Consider the following 16,026-nt stretch of genomic DNA (forward strand, 5'->3'; position numbering starts at 1 on the left):
GTCCCGCTCATTCCCCCTGAATTTGGGACAATCCGTGCAACACCGCAGCTTCTGGCTTGCCCTCTTGACAGTCCTCTCCCTGTCCGCGTGCTCCGCCCCGGCGGGCGGGCAGAGCACGGGCCGGATCAAGGTGGCGATGCTCCAACCTCCGCGTTCCGGCCTGTCGCCCTTCAGCGACGACGCGTTCAAGCTCTCTCGCTGGTCCACCGCCGAGACCCTGGTCAACCTGGACGCGAGAGGCGACGCACACCCCGCGCTCGCCACCGCGTGGACCCGTACCTCCGAACGGACCTGGGAGTTCACCGTCCGCGACGGCGTGACCTTCCACGACGGCAGCCGGTTGACCGCCCAGGTCGCCGCCAACGCGCTGACCCGCGCGACCCAGGCAACGCCCAAGCCGCGCATCCTCGACGGCGTCGAGCTGACCGCCACGGCCGAGGGCGGCAAGGTCGTCGTGACCACCCGCGTGCCCGACCCGCTGGTCCCGCACCGCCTGTCCTCGCCGCAGCTGGCCATCCTGGCCGAGCGCGCGTACGGCACTGACGGCAAGGTCGATCCGGTCGGCACCGGGAGCGGCCCGTTCAAGCTGATCAAGGTGAACGGCACCACCACCGCCACCCTCGACCGCCACGACGGCTACTGGGGCACGAAGGCCAAGGCGCCGGGCATCGACGTCTCCTTCGTACCGGACGGCGCCGCCCGCGCCGCCGCCATCCGCAGCGGCGAGGCGCACATCGCGGAGGCGGTGCCGGTCTCGCAGGCCGCGCTGCTGGCGAAGGAGACGATCAGCGAGGTGCCGATGCCGCGCACCAACACCCTGTACCTGAACACCGCCAAGGGGCCGTTCAAGAGCCCCGGCCTGCGTGCCGCCGCGCGCGCGTCCATCGACGCGGGGCAGCTCGTGCGGGGGGTGTACGAGGGACGCGCCGACGTGGCCTCGGGCCTGCTGGGGCCCGCCCTGCCATGGGCCGCCGAGGGCCGCAAGAGCCTGGGGGAGCGTACGGCTCCCGCGAGCGCGAAGGGCGTGGCGATCACCCTCGCCACCTACTCCGACCGCGCCGAGCTGCCCGAGGTCGCCTCCGTGCTGCAGCAGCAGCTCCGGGGCGCGGGGTTCGCGGTCGAGCTGGTGGTACGGGAGTACGCGCACATCGAGGAGGACGCGCTGGCCGGGAAGTTCGACGCGTTCGTCCTTTCCCGGGCGACCGTGCTCGACTCGGGGGATCCGGTGGCGTACATGCAGGCCGACTTCACCTGCGACGGCTCCTTCAACCTGGCCTGCCTGTGTGACGAGGACGTCGACCGGGCGGTGGGCAAGGCCGCGGCGGCGGACGCCGGTCCCGCCAGGCACGCGGCCACCCTTGAGGCCGAGGCCATGATCCTGCGTACCGACGCCGCCATACCGATGCTGCACGAGCGCGTGATCCAGGGCGATGCCACCACGGTGCTGGACTCGGCCAAGGACCCGCGCGAGCGCGTCCTGATCACGGCGGAGACCCGCGTCAAATGACCGGATCCCCAACGCGCACCGACGGGCCGCCCTCACAGGCCAGCACGACGCGCTTCCGCGGGCTGTTCTCGCGTGCCGCTGGGATGCGCGTTCGCGGGGTGCCCTCGGATGCTGCGGGGACGCGGCTTCGCAGGGTGCTCTCCCGGGCCGTGGCGAGGAGTGGCGGGGTGCTGTTCGCGCGGAGTGTCGCGCTTGTTGTGATCGTCGTCGTGGTCGGGTTGTTGCCCTGGTTGTCCGGTCGTGATGCCGCTCTGTCGCTGCTGCGGGCCCGGTCGGCCGAGCAGGAGCCGACGGCCGAGGCGCTGGAGGCCATCCGTCGCGAGCTGGGCCTGGACGGCGGTCCGCTGCCGCTGCTCGGCGAGTGGCTGGGCGGCGTCCTGCGCGGCGACTTCGGCCGTTCGTGGGCGGACGGCAGCGCGGTGCTGCCCTCGGTGCTGTCCGGGCTCGGCGTCTCGCTGACGCTGATGGCCGCCGCGCTGGCGGTGACGCTGGCGCTGACGTGCGCCCTGTGCGCACCCACCCTGGTGCGCGGCGCGCGGGGGACTCGGCGGGGTCGTGGTACGGGGGCGGTGGCGGCGGTGCTGGGGGCGTTGCCTGAATTCCTCATCGCGACGGTGCTGATGGTGACGCTGTCGGTGTGGCTGGGCTGGCTGCCGCCCTACGGCTGGCAGGAGCCGCGGCACCTGGTGCTGCCCGCGTTGGCCCTGGGCATCCCGGCCGGTGGGGTCCTGGGGCGGTTGGTGGACGACACGCTGCCCGCGGCCTTCGCCGAGCCGTGGGTGGGGCTGTGGCGTTCGGCGGGTTGTGGTCCCGGGGTGATCGCGCGGGCGGCGCTGCGCCGTGCGCTGCCCGCTCTGGTGCCTCAGCTCGGGCTGGTCGCCGTGGGGCTGGCGGGAGGGGCGGTGGCGGTCGAGACGGTGTTCGCGGTGCCCGGCATCGGCCGGACCGCGCTGGGCGCCGCGGAGGCTCAGGACCTTCCGCTGCTCCAGGCCGCGGTGCTCGCCCTCGTCCTGCTCGGTGTGCTCGCCGGGATCCTGGCGAGCGCCGCCCGGCACTGGATGCTCGGCCCGGGACTCCGCGACGCCGCCCTCTCGCTTCCCGCACCGGTCATCGGCGGCGGCCAAGGCAGCGGTGGCCGGCGAGGCGGTGATGCTGGGGCCGGCCGCGGCCGGGGTGGTGGGCTGGTTGGTGGGTGGGTGCTCCGGCGGGTCGGGGCTGTCCTTAGCGTGGTGGCGGGCGGGGGCAGGGTGGTCGGGCCGGTTTCCGGTGTGTGCGGGGCCGTGCTGGCGGTGGCCGTCGGCTGGGGGCTGGTGCTCGACCCCCTGGCCGTGGACGTGGCCGTGCGGCTGGCCGGGCCGAGCTGGGATCACCCGCTGGGCGCCGACGCGCTGGGCCGGGACGTGCTGGCCAGGGTGGGCCATGGCGCCGCGGCCACGCTCGGCGTCTCCGCGCTCGTCTGCGCGGGCTCGTACGTCATCGCCCTGACCGTAGGCCTCCTGCCCGGACTGGCCTCCGGAGCCGCCGAGGTGGCCAACGCCGTGCCGCCGGTGATCGCCGGGATCCTGGTCGCGGCGGTGCTCGGGCCCGGCACGCTGGGCGCGTCCGTCGCGGTCGCCCTCGTTTCGTGGCCCGCGCTCGCGGCCCACGCCGCGGCCCTCGTCTCCGAGGTACGCGCCGCCGCCCACCTGACCGCCCAGCGCGCCATCGGCTCCTCGCCCGCCTGGATCCTGACCCGCCACGTCCTGCCCGCGGTCGCGGGCCCGGTCGCCAGGCACGCGGTGCTGCGGCTGCCGGGGATCGCGCTGGCCATGGCGTCCCTCGGCTTCCTCGGCCTGGGGGCCCAGCCGCCCGCGCCCGAGTGGGGCCTGACGCTGGCGGAGTCGCTGCCGTACGTGGAGCGCGCGCCATGGGCGGCCCTGGTCCCCGCGGGGATGCTCCTGCTGCTGGCCGCCCTGGCGGTCTCGCTCTCGACCGCGGGCCGCCGGATCGGGGGTGCCGCATGACGCTGCTGCGCGTACGGGATCTGCGGGTCGGCGTGGCGGGCACGGAGGTCGTACGGGGGCTCTCGTTCGACGTGGCTGAGGGCGAGACGCTCGCCGTCGTCGGCGAGTCCGGCGCGGGCAAGTCGCTGACCGCCCGGGCCGTGCTCGGGTTGCTGCCGCCCGGCGCGCGCATGTCCGGCAGCGTGCGCCTGGACGGGCGGGAGCTGTCCGGCGCGCCCGAGCACGTCTACCGGCAGGTACGCGGCCGGCGGATCGCCTTCGTCCCGCAGGACGCCCTGTCGGTGCTCAGCCCCGTGCACCCGGTCGGAGACCAGCTCGCCCGCGCCGTGCGGCGGCTGGGTCGCAAGCGGGCCTGGGAGCGCGCGGTGGCCGCGCTGGAACGGGTCGGCATCCCCGACGCCGCACGGCGGGCCCGCGCCTACCCGCACGAGTTCTCCGGCGGGATGCGCCAGCGGGCGGTGATCGCCATGGCCACCGTCAACGACCCCGCCCTCGTCGTCGCCGACGAACCGGCCACCGCGCTGGATCCCATAGTCCAGGCCCGGATTCTCGGCCTGCTGACGGAGCCGCGCGAGGGAAGGCGGCCGGCCGTGCTGCTGGTCACGCACGACCTGGGGGCGGCGGCCGCGTACGCGGACCGCGTCCTGGTCATGTACGCGGGACGGCTCGTCGAGTCGGGCCCGGCCGGCGCGGTGCTGCGCGGGCCGCGCGCCCCCTACACCGGCGGCCTCGTCGCGTCCCTCCCGCCGCGCGAGGTGACGGGACGGCCGCTCCCGGCGATCGCCGGTTCGCCGCCCGCGCCAGGAGCGCTGCCGTCCGGGTGTGCCTTCGCCCCCCGTTGCCCGGCCGCCGTCGACGTCTGCCGCGAGCGGGAGCCACAGCCGCAGGAGGCCGGGGAGAACAGGCTGGCAGCCTGCCACCGGCTCGGCGAGCTGCCCGGTCCGACCACCGATCTCTACCAGGAGCCCGCATGACGACACCCCTGCTGGAGGTGCGCGATCTCACCGTGCGCTACCCGGCGCAGGTCCTGGCGGTGGACCGCGTCTCGTTCACCCTGGCCGCCGGCGAGACGCTCGCGCTGGTCGGCGGGTCGGGGTCGGGCAAGTCGAGCATCGCCGCCGCCGTCCTCATGCTGCGCAGGCCCGAGGCGGGCTCGGTGCGCTTCGAGGGCCGCGAGCTGACCGCGCTCGACGAGCGCGCCCTGCGCCCGCTGCGGCCCGCGCTGCAGCCGGTCTTCCAGGACCCGTACGGTTCGCTCAGCCCGCGCCTGCGGGCGCACGACGCGATCGCGGAGCCGCTGCGCGTCCAGGGTCGCTGGGACCCGCTGACCGGCCCCGCCCGGGTGCGCGAGCTCCTCGACCTCGTCCGCCTGGATCCCTCGCTCGCCGGGCGCAGGCCGTACGAGCTGTCCGGCGGGCAGTGCCAGCGCGTCGGCATCGCCCGCGCCCTCGCCTGCGAGCCCAGGCTGCTCGTGCTGGACGAGCCCGTGTCCGCGCTGGACCCGTCCGTACGCGCCGGGATCGTCAACCTGCTCACCGAGCTGCGCGACGAGCTGGGGCTGGGCCAGCTGTTCATCGGTCACGACCTGGCCCTGATCCGGCACGTGGCGCATCGCGTGGCGGTGCTGCGCCACGGCCGGATCGTCGAGACCGGTCCGGCCGGTCAGGTGTGGGCCGCCCCCGCCGACCCGTACACCCGCGAGCTGCTAGCCGCCGGCGATCTGCTCGCCCGCGTAGTCCAGTAGCCGCTCGGCCGTCTCGAAGCGGCGCTCGTTCTGGTCACCGAGCAGCACGCCGACCACGCGCTTGCCGCCCCGCTCGCCGGCGAAGAGCAGGCAGTAGCCGGCGGCGCGCGTGTAGCCGGTCTTCACGCCGAGCACGCCGTCGGCGCGCGAGAGCAGCTTGTTCGAGTTGCGCCAGGTGTGGGCCCGGTGCAGCGCGGTCTTGGCCACCTTGTGCACCTTGGTGCCCGCCACGGCCGCGAAGGTGCTGTCGTCCAGCGCCCGCTCCGCCAGCTTGACCTGGTCGACGGCCGTCGAGTAGCCGCCGTTCCCGGGGGTGGGCAGCCCGTCGGGGTTGGTGTAGCGGGTGTCGGCCAGCCCGAGGGCGCGGGCGGTGCGGTTCATCTTGGCGACGAACGCCGTCTTGCCCGGGCCGTAGCGCCGGGCCAGGGCGTTGGCCGCGTCGGCGCCCGACGGCAGCATGAGGCCGTAGAGCAGGTCCCTGACCGTGAGCCGCTCGCCCTTCTTCAGCGCCGCCGTGGTCGCGCCGTTGCTGGTCGCGTGCTTGACGTCGGTCGCCGTGATCGTGATCGTGTCGCCCGGCCGGGCCTCGCGCAGCACGACGTACGCCGTCATGACCTTGACCAGGCTGGCCACGGGCACCCGGCGAGTCTCGCGCTTGCCGAAGTGGATCGTTCCCGCTGAGTCGACCACGTACGCCGACTTGGCCGCGACCTCCGGCGCGTCCGCCGCCGCGGCCGGGGAGGCGACCCCCACAACCAGCGCGAGTACGGCGGAGCCAATGAAACCCCCAATACGCATGGCAATCATGTTGGCAGGAGATCAAGGGTTCGTTTGCCTAACTACGCCATAAAGCCCGATCAGATGGGGGTAAATCAATGCCAGGTTAGAGAGGAGCGGTCGTGGCGGGCAGGTTCGTGATCAGTGAGGACGGGCAGGGCGGCTTCCGCTTCGCCCTCGTGGCGAACAACGGGCAGACGCTCGCGGTCGGCGAGGGCTACCCGAGCAAGGCCGCCTGCGTGAACGGCATCGAGACGGTGCGCAGGAACGCTCCGGAGGCCGTCATCGACGACCGGACCGGGCGGGGTCTAGGAGACCAGAGCCTTCTCTGACGAGGCCGCGCGCCGCTTCCTCCTGCGCCGCACCACCAGCCAGAACGCCGCCGCGACGGCGAGCACGGCCACGACCCCCGCCGTGACGGGCGAGCGCGCGGCCAGCTCCAGCCAGCCCCACACGAGCGCCGTGATGCCGAACCACCAGATCGGCGCCCAGGTCAGGCAGCCCAGCGCGCTCGCGACCACGTACCAGGGGTAGGACACCCGCAGCGCCCCCGCCACCCACGGCAGCGTGTGCCGGAGCATGGGCACCCAGAAGCAGCCGTAGACGGCCAGCGCGCCCCACTTCTCGACGACGTGCTCGATCTTCGCGATGCGCTCGCGCCCCACCCGGGCGCCGACGCGCGAGTCGTAGAGCTTCACGCCGAGCTTGCGCCCGACCCAGTAGTAGACCTGGAACGCGCCGAACAGGGCGAGGATCAGGATGGCGCCCACCAGCCAGTAGGGCAGACCGAGCCAATAAGGCCTCGTGGGATCGGCGATGCCGGTCATGTCTCACCCCTCACCAAGCCTTAGGTCAGGCTTACCTTAGTTCAAGTTGCAAGCTTTCGCCATATCGGCTTGCAAGCCGCCGCAACCAGCCGACAACCAGGACTCAACCACCCGAGTTCACTCTATGGGTGAGGCAAAAGGGGTGTTGAAGATGGCGTCGAGAAGCGCGGCCGTCCTGGCGAGTGGCACTGCGAACGCGGCCAAGCTGTTCGTGGCCGCTCTGGCGTTCACCAGCGCGTACGTCGGCTTTTCCGCCTACAGCGCCGCCGACGGCGCGCCGTCGGCTGTGAAAACCATCACCCTGTCGGCCCGCGAGGTCCCCGTCGCCGAAGAACTGGCCCCGGCTGCCCGGCCCGGCGAGGTCACCCTCGACGGGCTGGCCGGCGCCTGCTCGGGGCCGCTCGTCGCGCGCAGCGTGCTCGTCAGCCCCGAGCCCGGCCAGAGCGTGCACTACGGCTGGAAGCTGGCCCGCTGGAGCCCCTCCACCAAGTCCTGGCGCACGTACCTGGTCGACTACGACGGTTTCCTGGGCGCCGAGGAAACCGTCGAGTGGCGGCCCGAGATCTCCGGCGACCCCGGCTGGTACCGCGTCGAGCTGTCGGCCAAGGGCCTCAAGACCGTCACGAGCGACCGTTTCCAGATGAGCTGCTGACCGAGCGCTGCGCCGCCTCCACCCAGCGCGGCACCCCGACCCGCTCGGCCACCTCCAGAGCCTTCTCGTAGTGGTCGCGGGCGGCGTCCGGCTGGCCCAGGCGCACGGCGAGGTCGCCCAGCGTCAGCGCCACCGGCCACAGCGCCACCACGCCGGTGCCCGCGCCCGCCACCCGGTCGGCGAACGGCTTGAGCTTGTCGTAGCAGTCGACCATCCGCTCCCGGTCGTCGAGCAGCATGCCGGCCAGCGCCCGCCAGGTCATCGCCAGCTCGTAGAGGAAGTCGGGCCGCACCGGCGGGCGGGTGGCGGCCACGGCCTTGGCGTCCTGGAGGTGCCCGGCCGAGGCCAGGGCCAGCGCGTACGCGTCGAGCGTCCACTTGGCGCCCCGCCGGTGGGCCTCGGCGAGCAGGTCGACCATCTCGGCCGCCCGGCCGTCCACCAGGTGCAGGCAGAACATCGTGATCAGCGGAAGGGCCTCGCGGCCCTCCAGCATGCCCGCCCGCGCCGTCATCCTGGCCGCGTCGCGGTAGGCCCGCTCGGCGCCCGCGTAGTCACCGGCGATCATCAGCCGCTGGCCCGCGTACCAGACCACGACCGCGGCCGGCGCCGACAGGTCGTACTGCTTGGCCAGGGCGTCGGCGGCGGCCGCGTGCTCGTCGGCGACCGCGAACTCACCCCTGGCCGCCGCGCACTCCAGCAGCACCAGGTGGGCCAGCGCCTGCGTGGCCATCTGTCCCGAGCGCTGTGCGACCTCCAGCAGCTCCCTGCCGATGCTCTCCCGGGTGTCGACGGCGGGGATGTCGTACGACTGCCGCAGCCGCCCGCTCAGCGCCGCCGCGATCAGCGTCGGGTCGCCGCTCTGCCTGGCCAGCTCCAGCGCCTCCAGCGACGCCTGACGCCCGCGCTCGGGCGAGGAGGAGCCCTCCAGCTCCAGCGCCAGCGTGGTCAGCAGGCTCGCCCGCAGCCGCTGCTCGCCCGCGGGCAGGTCTATGAGCGCCTGCTCGGTGACGTCGACGATCTCCCACGCCGTGCGGGTGAAGTCGCGCGCCATGCCCTTGTGCGGCACGGCCAGCGACGCCGCCACCTTCGCGGTGATCTCCAGGTCGCCCAGGGGCAGCGCGGCGTCCATGGCCTGGCGGCGCAGCAGCCGGGCCGCCGTCATGTCGCCGCACAGCGCCAGCGCCCTGATCTGGCGCAGCATGAGCCGCAGGCGATCCTTGCTGCGCTCGGGCGTCTGCGCGCCGCTCTGCTCGTCGCGCGAGCGGTCGAACGCCGCGATGGCCTGCTCCCACAGGGTGGCCGCCTCGCGGTGGGCGAAACGCCGCTCGGCCTGCTCGGCCGCCAGCCCCGCGTAGTGGACCGCCTTCCCGGCCGCGTCGGCCAGGAAGTAGTGGTGGGCCAGCGCCGCCACGTCGGACGGCGTGTGCTGCTCGATGACCGCCGCCACGGCCGCGTGCAGCCTCGTGCGGCGCAGCCTGGAGGCGTCGGAGTAGATCGTGTCGCGCACCAGGTCGTGGTCGAACCTGAGCAGCCCGGGCCCCGGCTCGGTCACCAGCCCGGCCAGCAGCGCCGCCTCCACGGCCTCGATCACCGCGTCCTCGTCGCCGGACACGGCGATCAGCACGTCGAGATCCACGTCGCGCCCGATCACGGCGGCCTGGAGCAGGATCTGCTGGGCGCCCGACGGCAGCCGCGAGATGCGCCGCCGCAGCACGTCGCGCACGCCGGACGGCACCTGCGAGAGCACCTCGGTGGCCCTGGCCCGGTCGGCCGCGCCCTCGGAGTCGAGCAGGCGCACGGTCTCGCGGACGAAGAACGGGTTGCCGCCCGTGCGCTCGACGATCGACTCGACGGCCTCCTCGTCGATCTCACGTACGCACGTCGCCTTGACCAGCTCGGCCACGGCCTTCGGGTCGAGCCCCGACAGGCCCACGCGGACCGGGCCCAGCCTGGCCAGCGCGGCCAGCACGTCGGACTGGCGGTCGTCGAGCTCGCTCTCCCGGCACGTCACCACGAGCAGCACCCGGCTGGTCGCCAGCAGGCTCGGCAGCGCGCGCAGCAGGGCGAGCGTCTGGTCGTCGGCCCAGTGGAGGTCCTCCAGGGTCAGCAGCACCGGTGCGCGGCGCGCGACCCCGGCCAGGTAGCCACCGACCGCGCGGTGCAGCCGGAAGCCGCCGGACGCCTCGTCCTCGTCGGGATCGGGGGCGGCGTCGTCGAGCAGCGGCGCGAGCAGCTGCGCGTATTCGCCCGCGCCGGTCGTGCCGGTGAGGGCGCGCAGGATCTCCACCCACGCCCAGCCCGGCGGGGTGGCGCTGGAGTCGGGGCACGCGCCGGACGCGGTGATCCAGCCGTCGGTGCCGAGCCTGCTCTCCAGCTGGCGCAGCAGCGTGGTCTTGCCCGCGCCCGCGACCCCGGCCACGATCGCGACCTGGAACCGGCCCGTGCGCGAGGCCGCCGTGGTCAGCCTGGCCAGCTCGGCGTCGCGGCCGACGAACGGCTCGGGCTCCAGCGGCGGCGGCTCGACGGCCGCGGCCGGCCTGGGCGGCCAGGTGTCGGTGACCGGCGCGGCCGGCCGCGCGGGGCGCGCGGGGACGGCCAGGTCGAGCTCCGGAGACTGGGCCAGGATGTCGGACTCCAGCTTGCGCAGCGCGGGCCCCGGGTCGATGCCCAGCTCGTCGGCCAGGATGTTCCTGGCCCGGCGCAGCGCGGCCAGCGCGTCACCCTGCCGGCCGCAGCGGTAGAGGCCCAGCGCCAGCAGCCGCCAGCCCTCCTCGCGCAGCGGATTTTCGGTGGTGAGCGCCTCCAGGTCGGGAACGGTCTCGGCGTGCAGGCCGAGCCGCAGCCCGGTGTCGGCGTGCCGCTCGCGCGTCACGAGACGCAGCTCCGCCAGCCGGTTGACCTCGGCCTCGGCCCACGACTGGTCGGCGAAGTCGGAATAGGGAGTGCCGCGCCACAGGCCCAGCGCCTTCTCCAGGCGGCCTCGGGCGGACTGCGGATCGCCCTCTTCGAGGTGCTCGCCCGCCGCGCGGACGAGCTGCTCGAACCTGAGCGCGTCGACCTGGTCGGAGGCCACCCGCAACGCGTAGCCGGACGCGACCGTCACCAGCAGCCGGTTGGGCCCCCCGCGCGGGCGGCCGGGCTCCAGCACCCGGCGCAGGCGCGAGATGTAGACCTGCAGGCCCGACTGCGCGCCCTTGGCCCCGTCGTCATCCCACAGATCGTAAAGAAGCGTGTCAACGGGCACGACCTGACCTCTGGCCACGAGAAGCCGGGCGAGGACGGCCCGCTGCCGCAACCCGCCGAGGTCGAGTTCGTCGTCGTGTTCGTACGCCTCGACTGGCCCCAGAACTCGGAACGCCACCATGTCAGCCGCCACGCTATGCGGGCCTATGAATCACGCACAAGGTCTTTGATGGGTTTGGGATTGTCACTACTGGGCCTTCGAGATCGCGGACGGGGGCTCCGCGCCGGCGTTCCGGCCGTTGCGCCTGCGCAGGAGCGCCCATGCGCCCAGTGCCAGGCCGCCGAACGGGATCTCGATAGTGTAAGTCCAGAAGCCGAAAAGCAGTGCGGTCGCGGTGGCCGGAGCGACTCCGACGCCGAAACCTTCGGTGAGGAGGAGCACCACGCCGCCCTCCATGATCCCGGCCCCGCTGGGCGTGATCAGGACGGCGGTGAGCACGCGGGAGAGGGCGAAGACGGCGATCGACTGGGCGAACCCCGGCCAGGCGCCCGTCGCGTGCAGGCACGTCGCCATGATCGACCACTGGAAGCCGAGGAAGAACATCATGGCGAGCGACAGCCCGGGCCACCTGGTCCGGACGACGCCGGCGGTGTCGGCGCGCAGCTTGTGGAACGCGTCGGAGGCGTGGATCTTCAGCCGCAGCAGCCGGGTGACGCCGTCGAGCGCGCGGCCGAGCACGGCGGCGGCGCGGTCCCAGTAGAGGGCGACGGCCACGATCGCGCAGAGCACGAGGATCGAGATCGCGCCCGTCCACCCGGCCTTGGCGACGGTGGCGTTGGGCGCCTCGCCGGCCGCCAGCAGCGCGATGATCCCCACGGCCGGCAGGATGAACCTGAACATCGTGTTCCAGATGCCGCTGACCAGCGTCATGACCACGATCGAGCGGGTGGAGAAGCCCCAGCCCCTGGTCATCGCGAACGACACCGCCACGCCGACCGCCCCGCCGAAGGGCAGCAGGTTGCTGACCGCGCTCCCGGCCGCGTTGAGCGTGAGGCCCTGCAGGTTGTTGAGGCCGGGCAGGGAGTTGGTCAGCACGAACGTGTACGCCAGCAGGCTCAGCAGCCACAGCGCGGCCATCAGCGCGATCTCGCCGGCGCCGAGCGTGCCGAAGACCCGGCCGATCTCGTGCCAGGAGACGGGCTTGCCGGTGAGCGTGCGCACGATCTGCGGGAGGTAGACCACGAGCAGCACGGCCAGCCCGAGCGACAGCACGGACAGCGCGATCTGGAGCCACTTGTTCTTCATCGGGGTCCAGTCTGACGGGTCCGCGGACGAGGATCCTCCTCCGGAGGAATCATTTCGGCCACTGGTCGAAGGGATGAGTGAGCCGGGTGCCCGGCGGCAGGTCGCGGCGGACGTACCACTCGGTGCCGAAGACGAGGCGGTAGAGCGGGCGGGGCACCTTCAGCATGACGGCGAGCGTGCGGTCGCTGTCGCCGCCGCTGGCCTGGGAGGCGTGCGCGGCCATGGACGCGCGTTTCTGGCGCGTGTATTTCCTGACGTTGACCCGGTGGGTGATCGTCTCGCTCGACGAGTACGCGCTCTCGAACGTCCGTACGTCGAACTCCGGCGGGAACTTGTAGAACCGGCCCGCCAGCCGCAGCAGCCTGACCAGCGGATCGCGGTTGACCGTCGCCTCCAGGACGATCTCCGTGCCGGCGATCTTGGCCGCCCGTTTGCCCACCCGGTGCACCTGCACGTGGTCGGGGTGCCCGTAGCCGCCCGCCGGATCGTAGATCGCCAGCAGGTCGGCCTCCTCCTCCTGCAGGATCGCGGCCAGCGCCTTGGCCGCAGCCTCGGTGTCGGCGTCGATGAAGGCGTTGTCGGGCCGCTCCTCGGCGATGCCGCCCTTGGGGCTCAGCCCCGAGTCGCCGTAGCCGAGGCACTCCACGCGGGCGCAGCCGAGCAGCGCGGCCGACTCGTAGAGCTCCTTGAGCCTGGTCTCGCCGAGCGCCTCGCCCGGCTCCATCTCGGCCAGGCCGCGCTCGCCCGCGGTGGCCACCACGAGCACCACGCGGTGTCCCTCGGCCGCGAGCATCGCCATGGTGCCCGCCGTCAGCAGGGCCTCGTCGTCAGGGTGGGCGTGAAAGAACACTGCGGTACGTGGAGGCACACGCCCAGATTAGTCTGGGAGGGGTGCGGATCTTTCACGTGAGCGACTGTTACCTGCCGCGACTCGGAGGGATCGAGGTCCAGGTGGCCGATCTCGTGCGGATGCAGCGGGAGGCGGGACACGACGTCTCCGTGGCCACGGCGACGAGGGGCGAGCCGCTGCCCGGCGTCCACCGGATCGTCGCGAGGATGCCGTTCGACCTGCCCGTTCACCCGTTCGGAGTGGGGCATCTCACGCGCCGGCTCACGTCCCTGCGCCCCGACGTGGTGCACGTGCACACGGGGGCGGTCTCGCCGTTCGCCTGGATGGGCGTGCGGGCGGCCGCGCGGGCCGGGCTGCCGTGCGTGGTGACCGTGCACAGCATGTGGGATCCGGTCACGCGGGCGCTCTACCGGCTGCTGCGGCTGGCTTTCGGCTGGCAGCGGTGGCGGCTGGTGGCGACCACGGTCAGCAACGCCGCCGCGGTCCCGATCCGCGCCGTGGCCGGTCCCGAGGTGCCGGTGCGAGTGGTCTCCAACGGCCTCGACCTGTCGGGCTGGGCGCCGGCTCCCGGCACGCCCGGCCGGCGGGAAGAGGTGCACATCGTCGCCGTGGGCCGGCTGGCGCCGCGCAAGCAGCCCGTACGCCTGCTGAGGCTGCTCCAGGCGGCCAGGCGGCGGGTGCCCTCCAGAATCCCCATGCGCGCCACCGTCGTCGGCGACGGGCCGGCTCGCGGCCAGATGGAACGTTTTCTCGCCCGGCACGGCATGGCCGGCTGGGTCTCCCTGCCGGGCCGCTACACGCGGGAGCAGATCGCGAAGGTGCTGGAGTCCGCGGACGTGTTCGTGGCGCCCGCGCCGCGCGAGTCGTTCGGCATCGCGGCGCTGGAGGCGCGGGCCGCGGGGCTGCCGGTGGTGGCCAGGGCGCAGAGCGGGGTCGCCGACTTCGTCGCGGACGGCACGGAGGGGCTGCTCGGCCACACGCTCGGCGACCTGGCCCGCGCGGTGGCCCGGCTCAGCACGGACGCGGCGCTGCGCGAGTCGATCGCCGCGCACAACCGGGCGACCCCTCCGGCGGCGGGCTCGTGGCCCTCGGTCCTCGCCGGGTTCGACCGGGCCTATGAGGAGGCGCTTCAGCCGCGCCGGAGCACCACGTAGCCGTCGCGCTCGAACACCTTCGCGTACCCCTGGCCCTGCAGCGCGTCGACCGTGGCGCGCTGCTCGTCGGCCGAGCCGAAGGGGAACTCCCAGCGGGAGGTGTCGGCCACCACCCACGGCGCGCCGTGCGACTGGGCCGTCCAGAGCAGGACGGTGGTCCTGGAGGTCAGGGCGGGGCCGACGGAGTTGACCGCCTCGACGGTGACCCCTGAGGGCACCTTGCTCACCGCCTCGGCGGCGGCGGCCGCCTTGGGCTCCTGGTAGAAGGGCGGATGGTAGAGCTGGTCGAGCGCGAATCTGGGCACCATGGTGAGCGCGACCGCGCAGGCGGCCGTCGCCCAGGCGAGCTTGAGCGAGGTGTCGTCGGAGCGCTTGAGTCGGCGCAGCAGCCTGGCCAGCCCGTCCACGCCCGCGCAGAAGAGGATGACCACGGTGAACGCGCTGTACTGGAAGTCGGCCTGCCACCACTGGGAGCGGTCGGACAACATGCGCTCCAGCACGTGCGGCAGCGCCACCAGCGACAGCGGCGAGAGCAGGCACAGCAGCAGCGTCGGCCACACCAGCAGGAACAGCGTGTCGACCTTGGCCTCCTCGCTGAACGGCAGCAGCACGGCCGCGATCGGGTCGCGCAGCAGCGCCAGGATCGCGCTCGGCACGTCGGGGCCGAGATGGTTGTAGGCCCAGAAGTCCTTGGAGTCGCCGCCGAAGGCCGTGATCGCCAGCCCGCGTACGAGCAGGACGCCCCCCAGCCCGAGCGCCATGCACAGCAACCCCCGCAGCCGGTCGCCCAGGACGAGCAGGCACAGCCCCGCCCCGATCACCATCAGCCCCATGTCCTCCTTGACCAGCAGGAGGTCGATCATCGCGATCAGTGCGGGCAGCCGGTGACCGGCGTGATAGCGCTCGATCATGATCGCGGTGAGCACGGGGACGAACATGACCTCGTGCGCGTCGAACGCGACGGCCTGCGCGACGGGCCACGACAGCGCGTACGCCACCGAGACCAGGTAGGCGGGCGCGACGCCGAGCACGCGCCGGGTGAACAGCCAGATGAACGGGATCGCGGCGGCGAACAGCAGCGCCTGCGCGACGATCAGCGTCTCGGGCCCGTCGTGGATCCAGTAGAAGGGCGCGAGCATCGCGTAGATGGGCGAGAAGTGGTCGGCGAGCTGCACGTAGTCCATGCCTCGCCCGTGGAACATGCCCAGCACGGGGATGTGCGGCGGCCGCAGCGCCGCGTAGTTGCGCACCGCCTGGTCCACGATCACCAGGTCGAACGACGTGGCCCGGAACGTGGCCAGCTTGACCAGGCCGAGCACGGCATAGGCCACCGCGGCGACGAGCGCGATGGCGCCCACGCGTACGCGGTGGCCGGACAGCCGGATCCTCCAGGGGGAGGCGGCGGCGGACGCCCCCTGTCGCGCCGCCAGAGTGTCACCCGTCACGGGCAGCAAGGGTAGAACGAATCCGCCCGAACGTGGCGCGGCCGCCGCGCCGTCCTGCCCCCCACAGGCGGAGCGGCGACCGCGGGCTCCGCATCAGGTGCAGGCAGAGGTGATCTTGGTCGAGAAGCCCTGCATCTTGCCCGTGAACGAGGACACTTCGGCGAGGTCGCCCTTCTCCAGGGTCTCGAAGCCGGCGGCGAGGTCGTTCAGGGCGGCGGCGACGTCACCGTCGTACTTGCCCGCGAGCTCCTTGGTCTTGGCCGCCGCGTCCTTCGAGGCCGTGCCGATGGCCTTCGTGTCGGTGGCGTCCTTGGTGATCGCGGTGGTCCACTCATTCATGATCTTGGTGGCCTCCTGGGCAGCCGTGTTGCAGTCAACGGCCTGGCCCAGCGCACCACAGGCGGTGGTGAGGACAGCAAGAGTCAGCGTCGCGGCCGCGACGGCCAGGCGACGACGAGGGGGAGTCATTTCTTGCCCTTCGGTGGTTTGATCGAACGAAGGGAACATTATGGTGCAACCCTTGACCGTTGCTTGCACCCCACTAACACCACGGGTATCAAGCCGGCGTAAAGGCAGGC

General features: G+C 73.1%; 14 protein-coding genes. 7 read left to right on the forward strand and 7 right to left on the reverse strand.

Features of this window, described 5'->3' with window-relative positions; genetic code table 11:
- Nucleotides 1-64: 64 nt before the first annotated feature.
- The 4 genes from ACIBI9_RS44045 (at nucleotide 65) to ACIBI9_RS44060 (ending at nucleotide 5,254) form a co-directional block, all read left to right on the forward strand.
- Nucleotides 65-1,507, forward strand: coding sequence for an ABC transporter substrate-binding protein (locus ACIBI9_RS44045; protein WP_397231787.1), 1,443 nt, complete (start codon nucleotides 65-67; stop codon nucleotides 1,505-1,507).
- An 83-nt stretch (nucleotides 1,508-1,590) separates the two neighbouring features.
- Nucleotides 1,591-3,510, forward strand: a complete 1,920-nt coding sequence (locus ACIBI9_RS44050; RefSeq protein ID WP_397231904.1) for an ABC transporter permease subunit — start codon at nucleotides 1,591-1,593, stop codon at nucleotides 3,508-3,510.
- Complete coding sequence (locus ACIBI9_RS44055; RefSeq protein ID WP_397231788.1) at nucleotides 3,507-4,484, forward strand: ABC transporter ATP-binding protein; 978 nt, start codon at nucleotides 3,507-3,509, stop codon at nucleotides 4,482-4,484. Before ACIBI9_RS44050 ends, ACIBI9_RS44055 begins: the two co-directional genes overlap by 4 nt.
- Entirely contained in the window at nucleotides 4,481-5,254 is a 774-nt protein-coding gene (locus ACIBI9_RS44060) for an ATP-binding cassette domain-containing protein (RefSeq protein WP_397231790.1), read from the forward strand. Before ACIBI9_RS44055 ends, ACIBI9_RS44060 begins: the two co-directional genes overlap by 4 nt.
- Here the strand turns inward: ACIBI9_RS44060 and ACIBI9_RS44065 are convergent.
- Nucleotides 5,216-6,052, reverse strand: coding sequence for a D-alanyl-D-alanine carboxypeptidase family protein (locus ACIBI9_RS44065; RefSeq protein WP_397231792.1), 837 nt, complete (start codon nucleotides 6,050-6,052; stop codon nucleotides 5,216-5,218). The genes ACIBI9_RS44060 and ACIBI9_RS44065 overlap by 39 nt on opposite strands.
- Nucleotides 6,053-6,153: 101 nt before the next feature.
- On the opposite strand from ACIBI9_RS44065, the gene ACIBI9_RS44070 reads away from it, so the two are divergent.
- The gene (locus ACIBI9_RS44070; RefSeq protein WP_192787332.1) at nucleotides 6,154-6,363 is read left to right on the forward strand and encodes a YegP family protein; all 210 of its coding nucleotides are present in this window, start codon (nucleotides 6,154-6,156) and stop codon (nucleotides 6,361-6,363) included.
- On the opposite strand, the gene ACIBI9_RS44075 is transcribed toward ACIBI9_RS44070, so the two are convergent.
- A complete protein-coding gene (locus tag ACIBI9_RS44075; RefSeq protein WP_397231794.1) occupies nucleotides 6,340-6,858 on the reverse strand; it encodes a DedA family protein in 519 nt (172 codons plus the stop codon). The genes ACIBI9_RS44070 and ACIBI9_RS44075 overlap by 24 nt on opposite strands.
- 151 nt (nucleotides 6,859-7,009) lie before the next feature.
- On the opposite strand from ACIBI9_RS44075, the gene ACIBI9_RS44080 reads away from it, so the two are divergent.
- Nucleotides 7,010-7,510, forward strand: a complete 501-nt coding sequence (locus tag ACIBI9_RS44080; RefSeq protein ID WP_397231796.1) for a hypothetical protein — start codon at nucleotides 7,010-7,012, stop codon at nucleotides 7,508-7,510.
- Here ACIBI9_RS44080 and ACIBI9_RS44085 read toward each other — a convergent pair.
- From ACIBI9_RS44085 to ACIBI9_RS44095, 3 genes are all read right to left on the reverse strand, one after another.
- Nucleotides 7,479-10,874: a BTAD domain-containing putative transcriptional regulator gene (locus ACIBI9_RS44085; RefSeq protein ID WP_397231798.1), complete on the reverse strand. Its 3,396-nt coding sequence runs from the start codon at nucleotides 10,872-10,874 to the stop codon at nucleotides 7,479-7,481. The genes ACIBI9_RS44080 and ACIBI9_RS44085 overlap by 32 nt on opposite strands.
- 66 nt (nucleotides 10,875-10,940) lie before the next feature.
- Complete coding sequence (locus ACIBI9_RS44090) at nucleotides 10,941-11,999, reverse strand: lysylphosphatidylglycerol synthase domain-containing protein (RefSeq protein WP_397231800.1); 1,059 nt, start codon at nucleotides 11,997-11,999, stop codon at nucleotides 10,941-10,943.
- Between the two features lie 49 nt (nucleotides 12,000-12,048).
- Complete coding sequence (locus tag ACIBI9_RS44095; protein WP_397231802.1) at nucleotides 12,049-12,867, reverse strand: PIG-L deacetylase family protein; 819 nt, start codon at nucleotides 12,865-12,867, stop codon at nucleotides 12,049-12,051.
- Nucleotides 12,868-12,905: 38 nt separating this feature from the next.
- Between ACIBI9_RS44095 and ACIBI9_RS44100 the strand changes: the two genes are divergently transcribed.
- Complete coding sequence (locus tag ACIBI9_RS44100; protein ID WP_397231804.1) at nucleotides 12,906-14,003, forward strand: glycosyltransferase; 1,098 nt, start codon at nucleotides 12,906-12,908, stop codon at nucleotides 14,001-14,003.
- Here the strand turns inward: ACIBI9_RS44100 and ACIBI9_RS44105 are convergent.
- Together ACIBI9_RS44105 and ACIBI9_RS44110 are read right to left on the reverse strand one after the other, a co-directional pair.
- Nucleotides 13,979-15,448, reverse strand: a complete 1,470-nt coding sequence (locus tag ACIBI9_RS44105; protein ID WP_397231806.1) for a DUF2079 domain-containing protein — start codon at nucleotides 15,446-15,448, stop codon at nucleotides 13,979-13,981. The genes ACIBI9_RS44100 and ACIBI9_RS44105 overlap by 25 nt on opposite strands.
- A gap of 93 nt (nucleotides 15,449-15,541) precedes the next feature.
- On the reverse strand, nucleotides 15,542-15,916 hold the full coding sequence (locus tag ACIBI9_RS44110; protein ID WP_397231808.1) for a hypothetical protein: 375 nt from the start codon (nucleotides 15,914-15,916) through the stop codon (nucleotides 15,542-15,544).
- Nucleotides 15,917-16,026 lie beyond the last annotated feature (110 nt).

The sequence above is a fragment of the Nonomuraea sp. NPDC050451 genome (genome assembly GCF_044458585.1).